Below are 18,970 nucleotides of genomic sequence, written 5' to 3' on the forward strand. Positions count from 1 at the left end.
GAAATGATATCGAGAAGTATAAAAAAAAAGCGACCAATTGGTCGCTTTTTTTATGAGGTTTAAATACAATCGATTTATTTTTTATCTTTCTTAGGTTCAAAAATAAAAGCATTATTATATTTTCTTTTTATTTTTAAAAGCGCTTTGTCAGCTTCTAATCGGCTTCTAAAATTTCCGACCCATATTTTTGTGTTTGGCGAATCAAATTCCATACTTACAGGCCATTCATTGAATGCGTTTAAAAAATTCTGCTTAGAGGATTCAGCACCCGAACGAGTTCCAGAATATACTTGAATCTTATATAGATTTACCGTTTTAACGTCTTTCTTGAATTCTAATAATTTATCTATATCACTATCCTGATCTATAGAAACAGTTCCACTTTGTGCAAAACTCACAATTGAAAGGTTTAAAAAAGCGATCGCGATTATTAAAAATTTTATATCATGTTTAATCATAACTATCTAATTTAATGCAAAGAAAATGTTTTTTTTTAAGTGAGAACATATTTGTTTCAATTATATAACTTATTGAAGATTTAAAATATTATTTAGAATCTGTATAAATTAACAATTAACAGTTCACTAACATTTCTAAAATCGACATTATATGTTATTTTTGCGTGAGATTTTACAAACGTTTTTTTCAATTTAATTAATGAAAAAATCATACCAAAGTTTAGAAGATAATTCAACTAACACTATGATACAAGTGATTTACCGTAAACTAACAGCAAATTTTCTCAATTTAGGGTTAGTTTTTTTACTCACGATTTCTACTTCACTTACTGCTCAAGAAGGTGATCCCGCAAAAGGAAAAACTTTATTTAATACTAACTGTGCATCTTGTCATCAATTAGATAAGAAAATGACTGGACCTGCTTTACGTAATGTGGAAGCGCGTCTAAATGATGAGCAAGGTTTAGAAAGAGAGTGGTTAGACAAATGGATTAGAAATAGTGCTGGTTTAGTTAAAACTGGTGATGCGTATGCTAACCAAATTTTTAATGAGTATAATGGAACAGCTATGACTGCTTTTCCTCAATTATCAGATCAAGATATTTCTGATGTATTAGCATATACAGCTGAACCTAAAAAGGAACCAGTAATAACTCCAGGTACTGAAACAGGAGGTGGAACAAATGCTGATTCTGATGGTGTTTCTAATAAATTAATCTTAGGCGCATTAGCAATCTTATTTGTGTTATTAGCAATGGCTTTGATTTTAGTTCGTAAAACATTAAATCGTTTTGCTGAAGCTAAAGGTGTAGATATTGCAAAAGAAGACAAGAGTCTACCTTTATGGAAAGCCTTTGTGCAAAATCAATTCCTAGTTTTGGTTTTTTCAATATTTCTATTATTATCAAGTGCTTATTTTGTATTTGGTTATTTGATGCAAGTAGGTGTTGATCAAGGTTACGAACCTGTTCAGCCAATTCACTATTCACATAGAATACATGCTGGAGATAATGGTATTGATTGTAAATACTGTCACTCGTCGGCTAGAGTAAGTAAAACGTCAGGTATTCCTTCGTTAAATGTTTGTATGAACTGTCATAAATCTATTTATGAAGTTGCAGCAGAGACACAAGCTGAAGGTCAAAATGAATATGGTGTTGATTACAATGCTGAAATTAAAAAACTTTATGATGCTGTTGGTTGGGATGATGCTGAGCAAAAGTATACTGGTGAAACAAAACCTGTAAAATGGGTAAGAATTCATAATCTGCCTGATTTTGCGTATTTCAACCATTCACAACACGTTACTGTTGCAGGTGTAGAATGTCAAACATGTCATGGACCCGTTGAAGAAATGGAAGTGATGTATCAATATGCACCTTTAACAATGGGTTGGTGTATCGATTGTCATAGAAAAACGGAAGTCAATGTAAAAGATAATGCGTATTACACAAAAATACATGAGCAATTGTCTAAGAAATATGGTGTAGATAAATTAACAGCTGCTCAAATGGGTGGACTGGAATGTGGAAAATGCCATTACTAATAAGTTTAATAAGAAGTAATTCAATTATATAATATGTCATCAAACAAGAAATACTGGAAAAGTGTTGAAGAGCTAAACGAAAATAGCTCTATTGTTGAGACGCTTAAACAGAATGAATTTGTTAATGAGATTCCTACCGATGAGTTTTTAGGTAATAAAGAATCTTTAGAAACGTCTTCTACTACGCGTCGTGACTTTTTAAAGTATGTAGGTTTTAGTACTGCTGCAGCGTCTTTAGCGGCTTGTGAAGGGCCAGTAATTAAATCTATTCCTTACGTAGTACAGCCTCAAGAGATTATTCCTGGAGTTGCTAATTACTATGCAACAACCATTGCTAATGGTTTTGACTTTGCAAGTATATTGGTTAAAACTCGTGAAGGCCGTCCAATTAAAATTGAAAATAATACAATGGCTGGTACTAATGGTAGTGCTAATGCTAGAGTTAACGCTTCAGTTTTAGGATTGTATGATATATTGAGAGTGAAGTCACCAATGAAAGGTGAATCTGAAATTTCTTGGTCAACTTTAGATACAGAAGTAGGGCAAAAGTTAAATGCAATGAAGTCTTCTGGAAAGCAAATCGTGTTATTAACACAAACATTTGCGAGTCCATCGACATCAAAATTAATTTCTGAGTTCTCAGCTAAATATGGAAATGTACGTCACGTTGTTTACGATGCAGTTTCAGAATCGTCAGCATTAGATGCTTATCAAGCTAAATATGGTGAACGTGGCTTAGCAAATTATGATTTCTCTAAGGCAGGAACAATTGTGTCTGTTGGAGCAGATTTCTTGGGAGATTGGCAAGGTGGAGGATTTGATTCAGGATATGCTAAAGGGCGTGTGCCAAAGGAAGGTAAGATGTCTCGTCATATTCAATTTGAATCAAATATGTCATTATCTGGAGCAAATGCAGATAAACGTGTGCCATTAACTCCAAGTCAACAAAAACAAGCTTTAGCAAAATTATATAGTTTAGTTGTTGGTGGTTCTGTATCATCAGACTTACCTGAAAATATAAATTTAGCTGTTCAAAGTGCAGCAAACGAATTAAAGAGAGCTGGAAGAAACGGAGTTTTAGTTACTGGCATTCAAGATGTCAATGCTCAAGCAGTTGTATTAGCAATTAATGAGTCTTTAGGTAGTAAAGCATTTGATCCCAAAACAACGATTAAAACAAGACAAGGTCGTACTGAAGAGCTTATGACTTTAGTTGCTGATATGAAAGCTGGAAAAGTTGGAGCTGTAATCATGAGTGGTGTAAATCCAATGTATACACTTCCTAACGCAGTTGATTTTGCCGAAGGTCTAGAAAAGACAGAATTATCTGTAGCATTCTCTTTAAAATCTGATGAAACATCTTCAGCTTGTGATTATATCGCAGCTGCACCTCACTATTTGGAATCTTGGGGAGATGTTGAAATGAAAAAAGGACATTTCAGCGTAATGCAACCAACTATACGTCCATTATTTGATACGCGTCAATTTCAAGAGGCATTATTAAAATGGACTGATAACGATTTGTCGTATCGTGAGTATATTAAAGAAGCTTGGGGAACTTCAGTATTATCTGGAACTTCCTTTAATAAAGCCGTTCAAGATGGGGTTTATGTTCCTGGAGTTTTTGGAAGTAATCCAACAGGGTCTTCTATTACAACTACAGAGACGTCAACAGAGCTAAAAGATAAAAAAGACAGAACTTTATTTGGTGGGATTATTCATGATGTTGCTGTTGGTGTTGGAATTAAGGATGAAGATAAAGATGAATATGTTACGACAACATCATCTTCAACTACAACATCAGGAAACTCAAATTCTGTTTCAGGTATAGCTGCAATAAATGCAGGAAATGCTGCAAGGACGTTAGCTTCTTCTAAAACCGAAGGTATGGAGTTACAACTCTATACAAAAACAGGAATGGGAGATGGTCAACAAGCTAACAACCCTTGGTTACAAGAATTTCCTGATCCAATTACAAGAACATCTTGGGATAACTATTTAACAATTTCTGCAGCTGATGCAAAATCATTGAATTTAGTAAATGAGCATGAAGCAACGGGTGGTTTAAATGGTAGTTATGCGGATTTGATTGTAAACGGTGTTACTGTTAAAAATGTACCTGTAATTATTCAACCAGGTCAAGCTAAAGGTTCTTTAGGACTGTCTTTAGGATTTGGTAGAACTACAGGTTTAAAAGACGAAATGAAGACTGGTGTAAACGCTTATCCGTTATATCAGAATTTTAATAACGTACAAAGTGTATCTATTAGTAAAGCTTCTGGAATGCATGAATTTGCATGTGTCCAGTTACAGAATACATTAATGGGTCGTGGAGATATTATAAAGGAAACAACTTTAGAAATCTTCAATACAAAAGATAGAAATGTTTGGAATAAGGTGCCAACAGTATCTTTAAATCATGAAGAGGTTGAAGTAACATCTCCTGAAGTTGATTTATGGGATGAGTTTGATAGATCTATTGGTCATCATTTCAATTTATCTATTGATTTAAATTCATGTACAGGTTGTGGTGCATGTGTAATTGCTTGTCACGCTGAAAACAATGTGCCTGTTGTAGGTAAGGAAGAAATTAGACGAAGTCGTGATATGCACTGGTTGCGTATTGATAGATATTATTCTTCAGAAGATACGTTTTCTGAAGATGATACTAAAAAAGAAGAATTTTCTGGACTTTGGGGAGATAAAGGGTCGTTAGGCGGATTTGGAGAAATGGAACATCCAGCTGATAATCCACAAGTAGCTTTCCAACCAGTAATGTGTCAACACTGTAATCATGCACCTTGTGAAACAGTTTGTCCAGTAGCAGCAACATCACATGGTCGTCAAGGTCAAAATCATATGGCTTACAACCGTTGTGTAGGAACACGTTATTGTGCAAATAACTGTCCATACAAAGTAAGACGTTTCAACTGGTTCTTATACAATAAGAATGACGAGTTTGATTACTATATGAATGACGATTTAGGACGTATGGTATTAAATCCAGATGTTGTTGTTCGTTCTCGTGGTGTAATGGAAAAATGTTCTATGTGTATTCAAAAAACACAGAAAACAATTCTTGATGCTAAACGCGATGGACGTGAAATTAAAGATGGAGAGTTTCAAACAGCATGTTCTGCAGCTTGTAGTAGTGGAGCAATGGTATTTGGTGACATCAATGATAAAGACAGTGAAGTTGCAAAACTTTTAAAAGATGATCGTATGTATCACTTATTAGAAAGTGTTGGTACTAAGCCAAATGTGCAGTACCATACTAAAGTGAGAAATACAACAGAAGCATAAAAATTAATTAAGAAACAATTATAATAGATTATGGCGTCTCACTACGAAGCACCTATTAGAAGACCCTTAGTTACGGGAGAAAAATCATATCACGATGTATCGGTAGATGTGGCTGCTCCAGTTGAAGGAAAAGCAAACAAATCTTGGTGGATTGTATTTTCAATAGCACTAATTGCCTTCCTTTGGGGAATAGGATGTATTATTTATACAATTTCTACTGGAATTGGTGTTTGGGGTCTAAACAAAACCGTTGGTTGGGCTTGGGATATTACTAACTTCGTTTGGTGGGTTGGTATTGGTCATGCTGGAACACTAATTTCTGCTGTACTTTTACTATTCCGTCAAAAATGGAGAATGGCAATTAACCGTTCTGCAGAAGCAATGACCATTTTTTCAGTTGTACAAGCAGGTTTGTTTCCTGTTATTCATATGGGACGACCTTGGTTAGGGTATTGGGTGTTACCTATTCCAAACCAATTTGGTTCACTTTGGGTAAACTTTAACTCACCATTACTTTGGGATGTTTTTGCAATCTCAACATACCTTTCGGTATCATTAGTATTCTGGTGGACAGGCTTACTTCCTGATTTTGCAATGATAAGAGATAGAGCTGTTAAACCTTTCCAAAAGAAAATCTATTCATTATTGAGTTTCGGATGGTCTGGTAGAGCAAAAGATTGGCAACGTTTTGAAGAAGTATCTTTAGTTCTTGCTGGTTTGGCAACACCTCTTGTGCTTTCTGTACATACAATTGTATCCTTCGATTTCGCAACTTCAGTGATTCCAGGTTGGCATACGACGATTTTTCCTCCTTACTTTGTTGCAGGAGCGATTTTTTCTGGCTTTGCAATGGTAAACACACTCTTAATTATTATGCGAAAAGTGTGTAATTTAGAAGATTATATTACTGTTCAACATATCGAATTAATGAACATCGTAATTATGCTTACTGGTTCTATTGTAGGTGTGGCATATATTACAGAGTTATTCATTGCGTGGTATTCTGGTGTTGAGTATGAACAATACGCATTCTTAAATAGAGCAACAGGTCCTTATGCTTGGGCATATTGGATGATGATGTCATGTAACGTATTCTCACCTCAATTTATGTGGTTTAAAAGATTGCGAACAAGTATTATGTTCTCATTCTTCATCTCTATTGTTGTTAATGTTGGGATGTGGTTTGAACGTTTCGTAATTATTGTAACATCATTGCATAGAGATTATTTACCATCATCTTGGACAATGTTTTCACCAACATTTGTTGATATCGGAATTTTCATAGGAACTATTGGTTTCTTCTTCGTATTATTCTTATTGTATGCAAGAACTTTCCCTGTAATAGCTCAAGCAGAAGTGAAAACGATTTTGAAATCTTCTGGTGAACGTTATAAAAATATTAGAGATAGAGGAGATAGTCTAGTTGGTACAGGTTCTGATGAAAGAACATCTGGTAAAGCAACAGTTGTTAAAAAGAAAGAATCAACTAAACCTACTGAAGATAATTCAGCAAAAGTAACAGATCTATTAGGTTCGATTGGTGCTTTTGATGCGAACTCTCAAACTGCTGATGATTTAAAACAAGTAAACGGCATTGGACCTAAAATGGAAGACGTATTGAATAGTATTGGTATTTATACATTCCTTCAAGTTAGCAAAATGACAAAAAGAGAATATGACTTGCTAGATTCAATTACAGGTTCTTTTCCAGGAAGAGCTGAACGTGACGATTGGTCTGGACAAGCTAAAAAATTAATAAACTAAAAATAGTACATGGAAGCTTCAAAAGTAATTCACGCTATTTATACAGATGATGACGTCTTGATGAATGCTGTCAAGAAAGTTAAGGCAGAAAGACATCACATCGAAGAGATTTATACTCCTTTTCCTGTTCACGGACTAGATAAGGCGATGGGTTTAGAACCAACTCGTATTGCAATTGCTGCATTTATGTATGGATGTGTAGGTTTAACAGTTGCAATTGTGATGATGAATTTTATCATGATTGAAGATTGGCCACAAAATATTGGAGGAAAGCCTAGTTTTAGTTACATTGAAAACATGCCAGCTTTTGTGCCTATTATGTTTGAGCTGACTGTGTTTTTTGCAGCTCACTTAATGGTAATCACGTTTTACTTAAGAAGTAGAATGTGGCCATTTAAAAAAGCTGAAAACCCTGATCCTAGAACTACTGATGATCATTTCCTTATGGAAATAGCTGTTAATGGTAACGAAAACGAATTGTCAGAGTTATTAAAAGAAACTGGAGCAGTAGAAATTAATTTAATTGATAAAGAGCACTAATTTATTCAGATGAAAAGCTTATTTAAAATAATAGTAGTATTAATGGTGTTTGTAAGTATTCTCTCATGTAAGAAAGATACTAGACCAAACTACCAGTTTATGCCAAATATGTATGAGCCTATAGGTTATGAAACTTATGCAGAGTCTGATGCTTTTCCTGGAGGAGTTGAAGCTCAGTTACCAGCAGAAGGTTCAATACCAAGAGGAGATTTTATGCCTTTTGAAATTGAAAACACTAATGATGGTTACCTTTTTGCGAAAGAATCTTTAAAGAGTTCACTAAATTCAATACAAGTTGATAGTGAAAGAGGAAAAGAATTATACAATATTTATTGTGGAATTTGCCATGGAAATAAAGGCAAAGGCCAAGGTAAATTAGTGAAAAGAGAAAAAATATTAGGTGTTCCTAGTTATGATGATGCAGGAAGAGCTATTACAGAAGGTAGTATTTATCATACTATTTACTACGGAAAAAATGCAATGGGTTCTTATGCTAATCAGTTAAATGAAGAAGAGCGTTGGCAAGTTGTTGATTACGTATTGACGTTAAAAAGAGACTTAGAAAAATAAGATAGATAAAGATTATATATAGATATGTATACATTTTCAAGTAAATTAAAATCAGTTGCAATTGGCCTTATGATAATAGGAGCCATTGGAGTTGCTTATGGTTTTTTCTCATCTCATAAAGATTTTGCCCAAGTTGAAGAAATGTTGGCTAGCGAATCTCATCATGGTGATGGTCATGGAGAAACAGCAAATCATCATGAAGCTGAAGCAGATGATTCTCATGCGGTTGACCATGCTCAAGGAACTGAACATGCTCATGATGAAGTTACTCACGCTGTTGCTCCAGTTCATGGAGAACATGCAGAAGTTGATGAACATACAAAACATGTGAATCATGTAATGCATGCTATGCACAATAGACCTTGGTCAGCTTTATATGTTGCAGCTTTTTTCTTCTTTATGATTGCACTTGGTGTGTTAGCTTTTTATGCAGTTCAATATGCTGCACAGGCAGGTTGGTCTCCATTACTATTAAGAGTCATGGAAGGTATTACTGCATACATGTTGCCAGGAGCTTTAATTGTTTTAGGTATAGCAGCATTATCTCACTATGTTGGACATAACAATATTTTTGTTTGGATGAATCCAGATATGGTTGATCCATCAAGTGAACATTATGATAAATTAGTCGCTGGTAAAAAAGGCTGGTTAAATGTTGGGATGTTCATTTTAAGAGGGTTGATATTTATCGGTGGATGGTTTCTTTATAGATATTTCTCTCGTAAATTTTCAATTGCTCAAGATAAAGCAAACGACGACAAAAATTTTAAAAAGACATTCCGTATCTCGGCAGCATTCTTAGTTTTCTTTTTGTATACTGAATCAATGATGTCTTGGGATTGGATTATGAGTGTTGATCCTCACTGGTTCTCAACATTATTTGGATGGTATGTTCTAGCAGGAATGATGGTATGTGGTATCACTGTAATTTCAATGATTACTATTTATTTAAAATCTAAAGGGTATTTGCCTAGAGTAAATGATAGCCATATTCACGATTTAGCTAAATTCATGTTTGCATTTAGTATTTTTTGGACATATTTATGGTTCTCACAATTTATGCTTATTTGGTATTCTAATATTCCAGAAGAAGTTACTTACTTTGTGACACGATTCCAAGATTACCAATTACCTTTCTTAGGGATGGTTGCTATGAACTTTGTGTTCCCATTGTTAGTATTAATGAATAGTGATTACAAACGTATTCCTTGGTTCGTTATTATGGCAGGTATCGTTATTTTATGTGGTCACTATATTGACATATTTAATATGATTATGCCAGCAACAGTTGGTGATCAATGGTCAATTGGAATTCCAGAAATATTTTCAATGTTATTCTTTGCAGGATTATTTATATTTATTGTCTTTACTGCTTTAACAAAAGCGCCATTGACACCAGAGCGTAATCCTTTCTTAAAAGAGAGTGAACATTTCCATTATTAATAATATTAAATAAAGAAGACAAACGACAATGACTGCTTTTTTAACACTTATAATAGTACTTTTCATAGCTGTTGCAATTTGGCAAATGGTGAAAATATTTGATCTCTCTCAAGTAGGTTCAGATAATGGACAAGTAGCTACAGATAAAGACAATACTCTTAATGGATATTTAATGATGGGATTCCTAATCTTTATCTATGCCATTACTATCGCAAGTTTCTGGTATTTAGGAGATTTGCCATTAATGTCAAATTCTGCTTCAGAACATGGACCTGGTTTAGATAATTTAATGGTTATCTCAATGGCTCTTATCTTTGTGGTTCAAACCTTTACTCAATTTTTATTACACTATTTTGCTTATAAATATAAAGGTGAAAAAGGGCGTAAAGCATTGTTTTATGCTGATAATAATACTTTAGAAGCTATTTGGACATTTATTCCTGTAGTTGTGCTAGCTGGATTAATTATTTATGGTTTATTTACTTGGACAACTATCATGAATGTTGATGAAAGTGATGACCCAATGGTTATTGAGTTATATGCGCAACAATTTAACTGGAAAGCTCGTTATGGAGGAGAAGACAATACATTGGGTATGGCTAATGTGAGATTAATTGATATTGATCGTGCAAACATATTAGGTGTTGATGAATCGGATCCTTATGCTCAAGATGATGTAATAACCACTGAATTACATTTACCTGTTGGAAGACCAGTTTTATTCAAGATGCGTTCGCAAGATGTATTACACTCTGCATATATGCCTCATTTTAGAGCACAAATGAATTGTGTTCCAGGTATGATTACTCAATTTGGATTCACACCTTCAGTGACAACTACTGATATGCGTCGTAATCCAGATATTATTGAAAAAGTAAAAAATATCAATACACTACGATTAGAACGACAAGTTGAAATTGAAGCTAAAGGACAAGAATTAATATATGAGTTTGATTACCTACTATTATGTAATAAAATATGTGGTACATCTCATTATAATATGCAAATGAAGATTATTGTTGAAACTCAAGAAGAATATGATGCTTGGATAAGTGAACAAAAAACGTTCAAGAATTCTTTAACTAACTAAAAGATTAAAAAAAGAAAATAGATTATGTCAGCACACGCAGATACTCACGCACACGACGACGATCACGGACATCATCATAAAGAGACTTTTGTTACTAAATATATTTTTAGTCAAGATCACAAAATGATTGCTAAACAGTATCTAATTACAGGTACTATTATGGGAGTTATTGGTGTTTTAATGTCGATTATGTTCCGTATGCAAATTGCATGGCCAGAAGAACCTAATGTTCTTTTTGAAGCATTATTAGGGAAATGGGCTCCTGATGGCGTTATGGATGCTGATATTTATTTGGCATTGGTAACCATTCATGGTACCATAATGGTATTCTTTGTATTGACAGCAGGATTAAGTGGTACGTTTAGTAACCTTTTAATTCCATTACAAATTGGTGCAAGAGATATGGCATCTGGTTTCTTAAATATGGTTTCATATTGGTTGTTTTTCTTATCTAGTGTGATTATGGTCATTTCATTATTCGTTGAAGCTGGACCAGCTGCAGCAGGATGGACGATCTATCCACCTTTAAGTGCCTTACCAATGGCTCAAGGCGGTTCTGGTATGGGAATGACTTTATGGTTAGTATCTATGGCAATATTTATTGCGTCATCATTACTTGGCTCATTAAATTACATAGTAACCGTAATTAACTTGCGTACAAAAGGAATGTCTATGACAAGATTACCATTAACAATTTGGGCATTCTTTGTAACAGCCATTATTGGTGTTGTATCATTCCCAGTATTATTATCTGCCGCGTTATTGTTAATAATGGATAGAAGTTTTGGTACATCTTTCTTCTTGTCAGATATATTTATTCAAGGAGAAGTTTTACATTATCAAGGTGGATCTCCTGTTTTGTTTGAACACTTATTTTGGTTTCTAGGTCATCCTGAAGTTTATATTGTGATATTACCAGCTATGGGACTAGTTTCAGAAATTATGGCATCTAGTTCTCGTAAGCCTATTTTTGGTTATAGAGCGATGATTATGTCAATTTTAGCAATTGCATTCCTTTCAACTATTGTTTGGGGACATCATATGTTTATATCAGGTATGAATCCGTTCTTAGGATCTGTATTTACATTTACAACCTTATTAATTGCAATACCTTCAGCGGTTAAAGCTTTTAACTGGATAACCACCATTTGGAAAGGAAATGTCCAGATGAATCCAGCCATGCTGTTTTCAATAGGATTTGTTTCAACTTTCATTACAGGTGGTCTTACAGGTATTATTTTAGGAGATAGTGCTTTAGATATTAATGTTCATGATACTTACTTTGTTGTAGCGCATTTCCACTTAGTAATGGGTATTTCGGCACTTTACGGGATGTTTGCTGGTATTTATCATTGGTTCCCTAAAATGTTTGGTAGAATGCTAAATAAAAACCTTGGATATTTACATTTCTGGGTGACAGCAGTTTGTGCTTATGGTGTGTTCTTTCCAATGCACTTTATAGGTATGGCTGGTTTACCAAGACGTTACTATACAAATTCAAATTTCCCATTATTTGATGATACTGCCAATGCAAATGTTGTTATAACTATGTTTGCTATTGTTGGTGGAGTATTTCAATTAGTGTATTTATGGAATTTCTTCCATTCTATTTTCTTCGGAAAGAAAGCAGTACAAAATCCTTGGAGATCTACAACTTTAGAGTGGACAGCTCCAGTAAAACATATTCATGGAAACTGGGAAGGTGAAATTCCTCACGTTCACCGTTGGGCTTATGATTACAGTAAACCTGGACATGATGTCGATTTCGTGCCTCAGAATATTCCATTAAAAGATGGAGAAGAAGAACTTCAACATTAAACTGTCTTTATAAAATATTGAAAAGCCTTTCGTAAATATCGAAAGGCTTTTTGTTTATATTTGTTTGAGCTGAACAAGTTTCAGTTTCTAATTTAATTTTATGAACGAAAACTTAGATCCTACAAACGAAAATTTCTCTTCAGAAGAAATAGACGTCGAAAAAAAGTTGAGACCTTTATCCTTTGATGATTTTACAGGTCAGGATCAAGTACTAGAGAACCTTCAAATTTTTGTTCAGGCAGCTAATCAAAGAAATGAAGCATTAGACCATACCTTGTTTCATGGTCCTCCAGGCCTCGGTAAAACAACACTTGCACATATTTTAGCAAGTGAACTTAGTGTTGGTATTAAAGTGACTTCTGGTCCTGTACTTGATAAACCAGGAGACTTAGCAGGATTGTTGACTAACCTTGATGAACGCGATGTTTTATTTATTGATGAGATTCATAGATTAAGTCCTATAGTAGAAGAGTATTTGTATTCTGCTATGGAAGATTATAAAATTGATATTATGATTGAATCTGGCCCTAATGCCAGAACAGTTCAACTCAATTTAAATCCTTTTACGCTTGTTGGAGCCACAACGCGATCAGGATTGTTAACAGCACCAATGCGTGCTCGTTTTGGTATTCAAAGCCGATTACAATATTATAAAACCGATTTATTAACTAGTATAGTACAAAGAAGTGCTGCAATTCTTGATGTTCCAATCTCAATGGAAGCTGCAATTGAAATTGCTGGCAGAAGTCGAGGAACACCTAGAATAGCAAATGCTTTATTACGTCGTGTTAGAGATTTTGCACAAATAAAAGGGAATGGAAGTATCGATATAAAAATAGCAAAGTTTGCATTAGAAGCGCTTAATGTTGATGCTCATGGTTTAGATGAAATGGATAATAAAATCCTTGAAACTATTATCGAAAAATTTAAAGGCGGTCCAGTCGGAATTTCAACGATTGCAACAGCTGTTAGTGAAAGTCCAGAAACGATTGAAGAAGTATATGAGCCTTTTCTTATTCAACAAGGATTTATTATGCGTACTCCTCGTGGACGTGAAGTTACCGAACAAGCTTATAAACATTTAGGTAAAATTAAAGGGCCTTCACAAGGCGGATTATTTTAAAAAAAGGTTGTCATATTGAATATGTTTCAAAATCTCATCTTACCTTTATAGGAAATCGTTTTTAATGCATTCAAAAAAAGACATTCCTACTGTTCCTTTAATTAAATTCATAAAGCATTCGTTAGAGATTCTTAAGAATCCTTTACCTTTTCACCATCGGAATTTTAATGATAAAGGTGATGTCTTCAGATTAAAAATAGGCTTCAATAATGCAGTCTTTTTTGTTAGAGATACTGCATTTGCACAATACGTTCTTCAGAAAAATCAAAAAAATTATGTCAAGTCAAAAATTCAAACGGAAGACTTAGTAAAATATGTTGGTGAAGGATTATTAACTTCCGAAGGAGAAAAATGGAAGAAGCAACGCAAAATGATGCAGCCTGCTTTCCATAAAAAACAATTAGAAAATTTATTGGTAGGAATGCAAGACACCATAATTTCTGAATATAAAAACATAGAAACTGATAAAACAATAGACCTATTTCCAATCCTAAATGATTTGGCTTTTCAAACCGTTGTGAAATCACTATTCACAAAAGCAGCTAAAGGAAAAGATATGGAAAAGCTTCAGTTTATTACCGAAGCTAATCAAAGAATGCTCGTTAAAGAATTACGTCAGCCTTATTTAGCATGGTGGTTTAAAATAAGCGGAACATTACAAAAGCACATAAACCTTTCAAAAGAAGCTCGAACTATTTTAAAAGGTATTGTCGATGAACGGAAATCCTCAGGCAAAAACTATGGCGATTTGTTAGACATGCTTTTAGAAACAAAATATGACGATGGTAAAGGAATGAGTGAAGAACAGCTTATCGATGAAATCTTAATTATTTTTACTGCTGGTCATGAAACCACATCAAATGCTTTAACCTTTACATTTCAATTATTAGCGAAACATCCAGAATGGCAAGATAAAATTTATAAAGAGTGGCAAAATTTAAGCAGAAATAATTCAGATTTAATGACGCGTGTGTCAACATCTAAAGTCTGTCAGCAAGTGCTTGAAGAATCCATGCGATTATATCCACCAGCTTATTTTATTGACCGTGTTAATATTACAGATGATGATTTTAACGGAATGCATTTTGAAGCTGGTTCTAACTTACTCTTTTCAGTATATGAAATGCATCGTCATCCTGATTTATGGGAGCAACCAAATGCATTTTTGCCAGAACGATTTAATGAAGGCGGACGAAAATTCTCATCCCAATATTTTCCTTTTGGAGCAGGTCCAAGAAAATGTATTGGAAATAATTTTGCAATGTTTGAAATGATAATTGCAATTAGCGAATTGGTTTCTAAATATAAAATTCATTCTAGTTTTGATAGCATAGAAATCACACCATTAATTACTTTGAAACCAAAAAATGCGTTCCTGGAATTTGAAGAAAGATCGAAGTGATAGATTACAAATCGAAATACAGTCAATTTATAAAATCCGAAGCTAAACGCATTGGCTTTTTGTCTTGTGGAATTAGTAAAGCTGAATTTTTAGAAGTTGAAGCACCAAGACTTGAAAAATGGTTAAAGAATAATGCACATGGCGAAATGCGTTACATGGAAAACCATTTTGATAAGCGTTTAGATCCAACCAAATTGGTTGAAGGTTCAAAAAGTGTCGTGTCTTTATTGTTGAATTATTACCCTTCTGAAATTCAAAATCACGATGCCTATAAACTATCCAAATATGCTTATGGAACCGATTATCATTTTGTCATAAAAGATAAGTTGAAACAGTTGTTACATTCTATTCAAGATCAAATTGGTGAGGTTCATGGTCGTGCATTCGTAGATTCGGCTCCTGTTTTAGATAAAGCTTGGGCAGCTAAATCTGGATTAGGATGGATAGGAAAACACAGCAATTTACTCACGCAACAAGTTGGTTCTTTTTATTTTATTGCAGAACTGATTATTGACTTAGATTTAGAATATGATCATGCAGTTACTGATCATTGTGGAACCTGTACAGCTTGCATTGATGCGTGTCCAACCGAAGCAATCACTGAACCATACGTGGTTGATGGCAGTAAATGCATTTCTTATTTTACGATTGAATTGAAAGAAAATATTCCTTCCGATTTTAAAGGCCAGTTTGATGATTGGATGTTTGGATGTGATGTTTGTCAAGATGTTTGTCCATGGAATCGTTTTTCAAAAGCACATAACGAACCTTTATTCAATCCACATCCAGAATTATTATCAATGACGAAAAAGGATTGGGAAGAAATTACAAAGGATACATTCAATAAAGTGTTTAAAAAGTCTGCAGTAAAACGAACTAAATTTGAAGGTTTGCAACGTAATATTAAGTTTTTGAAAGATTGACTTAAAATTATTTTCATGTCGTATCTTTACAGCTTAATCCAATTAGATTATGAGCAAGCAAAGTAAAAGAAGAGAGGCATTAATATATCATGCAAAACCAAAGCCAGGAAAGATTGAAGTCATCCCAACAAAAAAATATACGACACAACGGGATTTGTCTTTAGCGTATTCGCCAGGAGTTGCTGAACCTTGTTTAGAAATTGAAAAAAACAAAGACAACGCTTATAAATACACAGCTAAAGGTAATTTAGTTGCTGTTATTTCAAATGGGACAGCAGTTTTAGGCTTAGGTAATATTGGTCCTGAAGCTTCAAAACCTGTGATGGAAGGTAAAGGATTACTTTTTAAAATCTTTGCAGATATTGATGTATTTGATATTGAAGTGGATACTGAGAATATTGAAGAATTTATTCAAACCGTAAAACATATTGCACCAACTTTTGGAGGTATTAACCTAGAAGATATTAAAGCTCCTGAAGCTTTTGAAATTGAAAAGCGATTAAAAGAAGAGCTTGATATTCCAGTAATGCATGATGACCAACATGGTACTGCAATTATTTCTGCTGCTGCTTTAATTAATGCTTTAGAAATAGCCGAAAAAAAGATCGATGAAGTTCAAATTGTAATTAGTGGAGCAGGAGCTGCTGCCATTTCTTGTTCAAGACTATATCAATCTTGTGGTGCCAAACGAGAAAATATGGTAATGCTAGATAGTAAAGGTGTTATTAGAAAGGATCGCGATAATCTAACGTCTCAAAAGGCTGAATTTGCAACAGATCGAAAAATAGATACTCTTGAAGAAGCTATGAAAGGTGCTGATGTATTTATAGGTTTATCCATGGCAGATATCGTGAAACCACATATGTTAAAAATGATGGCTTCAAATCCTATCGTCTTTGCAATGGCCAATCCAAATCCAGAAATTGAATATCAGTTAGCAATTGATACACGTGATGATATCATTATGGCTACTGGTCGAAGTGATCATCCTAATCAGGTGAACAATGTACTCGGTTTTCCTTTTATTTTTAGAGGCGCTTTAGATGTTCGAGCTACAAAAATAAATGAGGCTATGAAAATGGCTGCAGTAAAAGCATTGGCCGATTTAACTAAAGAACCTGTGCCAGAACAAGTAAATATTGCCTATGGCGAAACGCGATTAACTTTTGGTAAAGACTATATCATTCCGAAACCTTTTGATCCAAGACTTATTGCTACTGTGCCTCCTGCTGTTGCAAAAGCAGCTATGGAAAGTGGTGTGAGTAAAGAGCCTATTGAAGATTGGAACAAATATGAAGAAGAGTTATTACAGCGATTAGGTGCAGATAATAAGATTGTACGTTTACTACATAATCGTGCTAAATTAAACTCTAAGCGTGTTGTTTTTGCTGAAGCAGATCAACTTGACGTTTTAAAAGCTGCTCAAATTGCTTATGATGAAGGCATTGCTATTCCAATTTTATTAGGTCGAAAAGAGACTATTTTAGAACTTATGGAAGAAATTGAGTTTGATGCTGATGTTGAAATTATCGACCCTAAATCTGACGAAGAGTTAGAGCGTAAAAATAAATATGCTGAAGTCTATTGGAAAAACCGAAAACGCAAAGGCGTAACCTTATACTCCTCTGAAAAAATTATGCGTGAGCGTAACTATTTTGCAGCTATGATGGTTAATGAAGGTGATGCCGATGCCCTAGTTACTGGCTTTTCTCGAAGCTATCCTACAGTTGTTAAGCCTATGCTTGAACTTATTGGTTTAGCTCCAGGAGCTACTCGAATTGCAACTACGAATGTGATGATGACCAAACGCGGACCAATGTTTTTAAGTGATACATCTATAAACATTAATCCTTCTGCTAATGATCTAACACGTATTGCTCAAATGACAGCTAAAGTTGTAAGAATGTTTGGCATGACACCTGTTATGGCAATGACATCTTTTTCAAATTTTGGATCTTCAAAAAGTCAAACAGCAACAAAAGTTCGTGAAGCTGTTGAATATTTACACAAACGTCATCCTAGTTTATTGGTAGATGGAGAGTTGCAAACCGATTTTGCATTGAATAGTGAAATGCTTCAAGATATTTTTCCGTTTTCAAAGTTAGCAGGCAAAAAAGTAAATACACTTATTTTTCCTAATCTTGAGTCAGCAAATATTACTTATAAACTTTTAAAAGAGTTGAATAAAGCAGATTCTATTGGTCCAATTATGATGGGAATGCGTAAACCCGTTCACATACTTCAATTAGATGCAAGTGTTGACGAAATTGTTAATATGACAGCAATCGCTGTAATTGATGCTCAGCAAAAGGAAAAAATTGAAAATGAACGCCTAAAACATTAGCAAACATCACCTTTGAAATGTAAATAATTTTATTACATTTGAGTTTTTAACCTAAGCTAATAAATGATTACGCATATTCAGGGGAAATTAGTAGAGAAGAACCCAACAGATGTTGTTATAGATTGCAATGGTGTTGGTTATTTGTTGAACATATCATTACATACGTATTCTCAAATTCCTGATCAAGAAAACCTAAAGTTATTTGCGTATTTGATTGTGCGCGAAGATGCACATACGCTTTACGGATTTTCTTCAGTTTCTGAACGTGAAATTTTTAAACTTTTATTGTCTGTTAGTGGGATTGGAGCTAGCACAGCAAGGACTATGTTGTCTTCACTTACTCCACAACAAGTTAAAGAAGGTATTGCTCATGGCGATGTTGCTTTGATTCAATCTATAAAAGGAATTGGTGCAAAAACAGCGGCAAGAGTAATATTAGATTTAAAAGATAAAGTTTTGAAGGTTTATGATATTGATGAAGTTTCTGTTAATAAAAACAATACTAATAAAGATGAAGCGTTATCTGCTTTAGAAGTTCTTGGATTTGCTAAAAAACAATCCGAACGCGTATTAGACAAATTATTGTCGCAACAACCAGATTCAAATGTAGAAACCCTTATTAAGGACGCATTAAAAAATTTATAAA

Annotated in this window: 14 protein-coding genes; 13 read left to right on the top strand and 1 reads right to left on the bottom strand. The window is 34.1% G+C overall.

Annotated elements, in window-relative coordinates; genetic code table 11:
- Window positions 1-74: 74 nt before the first annotated feature.
- The gene (locus tag MUN68_RS00720; protein ID WP_249996453.1) at window positions 75-398 is read right to left on the bottom strand and encodes an SPOR domain-containing protein; all 324 of its coding nucleotides are present in this window, start codon (window positions 396-398) and stop codon (window positions 75-77) included.
- A gap of 304 nt (window positions 399-702) precedes the next feature.
- Between MUN68_RS00720 and MUN68_RS00725 the strand changes: the two genes are divergently transcribed.
- The 13 genes from MUN68_RS00725 (at window position 703) to ruvA (ending at window position 18,969) form a co-directional block, all read left to right on the top strand.
- Window positions 703-2,004 carry a c-type cytochrome gene (locus MUN68_RS00725; RefSeq protein WP_249996495.1) on the top strand — a complete coding sequence of 434 codons (1,302 nt, stop codon included), beginning with the start codon at window positions 703-705 and terminating at the stop codon, window positions 2,002-2,004.
- Between the two features lie 33 nt (window positions 2,005-2,037).
- Window positions 2,038-5,307 carry a TAT-variant-translocated molybdopterin oxidoreductase gene (locus tag MUN68_RS00730; RefSeq protein ID WP_249996455.1) on the top strand — a complete coding sequence of 1,090 codons (3,270 nt, stop codon included), beginning with the start codon at window positions 2,038-2,040 and terminating at the stop codon, window positions 5,305-5,307.
- A gap of 30 nt (window positions 5,308-5,337) precedes the next feature.
- Entirely contained in the window at window positions 5,338-7,071 is a 1,734-nt protein-coding gene (gene nrfD / locus MUN68_RS00735; protein WP_249996456.1) for an NrfD/PsrC family molybdoenzyme membrane anchor subunit, read from the top strand.
- Window positions 7,072-7,080: 9 nt separating this feature from the next.
- Window positions 7,081-7,611: a DUF3341 domain-containing protein gene (locus MUN68_RS00740; protein WP_249996457.1), complete on the top strand. Its 531-nt coding sequence runs from the start codon at window positions 7,081-7,083 to the stop codon at window positions 7,609-7,611.
- Between the two features lie 9 nt (window positions 7,612-7,620).
- The gene (locus tag MUN68_RS00745) at window positions 7,621-8,181 is read left to right on the top strand and encodes a c-type cytochrome (protein WP_249996458.1); all 561 of its coding nucleotides are present in this window, start codon (window positions 7,621-7,623) and stop codon (window positions 8,179-8,181) included.
- A 24-nt stretch (window positions 8,182-8,205) separates the two neighbouring features.
- On the top strand, window positions 8,206-9,624 hold the full coding sequence (locus tag MUN68_RS00750) for a quinol:cytochrome C oxidoreductase (RefSeq protein WP_249996459.1): 1,419 nt from the start codon (window positions 8,206-8,208) through the stop codon (window positions 9,622-9,624).
- Window positions 9,625-9,652: 28 nt separating this feature from the next.
- Complete coding sequence (locus tag MUN68_RS00755) at window positions 9,653-10,714, top strand: cytochrome c oxidase subunit II (protein WP_249996461.1); 1,062 nt, start codon at window positions 9,653-9,655, stop codon at window positions 10,712-10,714.
- 24 nt (window positions 10,715-10,738) lie between these two features.
- Entirely contained in the window at window positions 10,739-12,532 is a 1,794-nt protein-coding gene (locus tag MUN68_RS00760; RefSeq protein ID WP_249996462.1) for a cytochrome c oxidase subunit I, read from the top strand.
- 100 nt (window positions 12,533-12,632) lie between these two features.
- On the top strand, window positions 12,633-13,655 hold the full coding sequence (gene ruvB, locus MUN68_RS00765; protein WP_249996463.1) for a Holliday junction branch migration DNA helicase RuvB: 1,023 nt from the start codon (window positions 12,633-12,635) through the stop codon (window positions 13,653-13,655).
- A gap of 64 nt (window positions 13,656-13,719) precedes the next feature.
- Window positions 13,720-15,057 carry a cytochrome P450 gene (locus MUN68_RS00770; RefSeq protein ID WP_249996464.1) on the top strand — a complete coding sequence of 446 codons (1,338 nt, stop codon included), beginning with the start codon at window positions 13,720-13,722 and terminating at the stop codon, window positions 15,055-15,057.
- Window positions 15,054-15,980: a tRNA epoxyqueuosine(34) reductase QueG gene (gene queG / locus MUN68_RS00775; protein ID WP_394357626.1), complete on the top strand. Its 927-nt coding sequence runs from the start codon at window positions 15,054-15,056 to the stop codon at window positions 15,978-15,980. Before MUN68_RS00770 ends, queG begins: the two co-directional genes overlap by 4 nt.
- Window positions 15,981-16,029: 49 nt before the next feature.
- Window positions 16,030-18,324, top strand: a complete 2,295-nt coding sequence (locus MUN68_RS00780; protein WP_249996465.1) for an NADP-dependent malic enzyme — start codon at window positions 16,030-16,032, stop codon at window positions 18,322-18,324.
- 63 nt (window positions 18,325-18,387) lie between these two features.
- A complete protein-coding gene (gene ruvA, locus MUN68_RS00785; protein ID WP_249996466.1) occupies window positions 18,388-18,969 on the top strand; it encodes a Holliday junction branch migration protein RuvA in 582 nt (193 codons plus the stop codon).
- Window position 18,970 lies beyond the last annotated feature (1 nt).

The sequence above is a fragment of the Psychroserpens ponticola genome, assembly GCF_023556315.2.
GTDB lineage: Bacteria > Bacteroidota > Bacteroidia > Flavobacteriales > Flavobacteriaceae > Psychroserpens > Psychroserpens ponticola.

Coding starts and splice junctions, on each gene's coding strand:
- MUN68_RS00745 (WP_249996458.1), top strand. CDS start 7,621: ATGAAAAGCTTATTTAAAATAATAGTAGTATTAATGGTGTTTGTAAGT.
- ruvA (WP_249996466.1), top strand. CDS start 18,388: ATGATTACGCATATTCAGGGGAAATTAGTAGAGAAGAACCCAACAGAT.
- MUN68_RS00770 (WP_249996464.1), top strand. CDS start 13,720: ATGCATTCAAAAAAAGACATTCCTACTGTTCCTTTAATTAAATTCATA.
- MUN68_RS00760 (WP_249996462.1), top strand. CDS start 10,739: ATGTCAGCACACGCAGATACTCACGCACACGACGACGATCACGGACAT.
- MUN68_RS00780 (WP_249996465.1), top strand. CDS start 16,030: ATGAGCAAGCAAAGTAAAAGAAGAGAGGCATTAATATATCATGCAAAA.
- MUN68_RS00740 (WP_249996457.1), top strand. CDS start 7,081: ATGGAAGCTTCAAAAGTAATTCACGCTATTTATACAGATGATGACGTC.
- ruvB (WP_249996463.1), top strand. CDS start 12,633: ATGAACGAAAACTTAGATCCTACAAACGAAAATTTCTCTTCAGAAGAA.
- nrfD (WP_249996456.1), top strand. CDS start 5,338: ATGGCGTCTCACTACGAAGCACCTATTAGAAGACCCTTAGTTACGGGA.
- MUN68_RS00755 (WP_249996461.1), top strand. CDS start 9,653: ATGACTGCTTTTTTAACACTTATAATAGTACTTTTCATAGCTGTTGCA.
- MUN68_RS00730 (WP_249996455.1), top strand. CDS start 2,038: ATGTCATCAAACAAGAAATACTGGAAAAGTGTTGAAGAGCTAAACGAA.
- MUN68_RS00725 (WP_249996495.1), top strand. CDS start 703: ATGATACAAGTGATTTACCGTAAACTAACAGCAAATTTTCTCAATTTA.
- MUN68_RS00750 (WP_249996459.1), top strand. CDS start 8,206: ATGTATACATTTTCAAGTAAATTAAAATCAGTTGCAATTGGCCTTATG.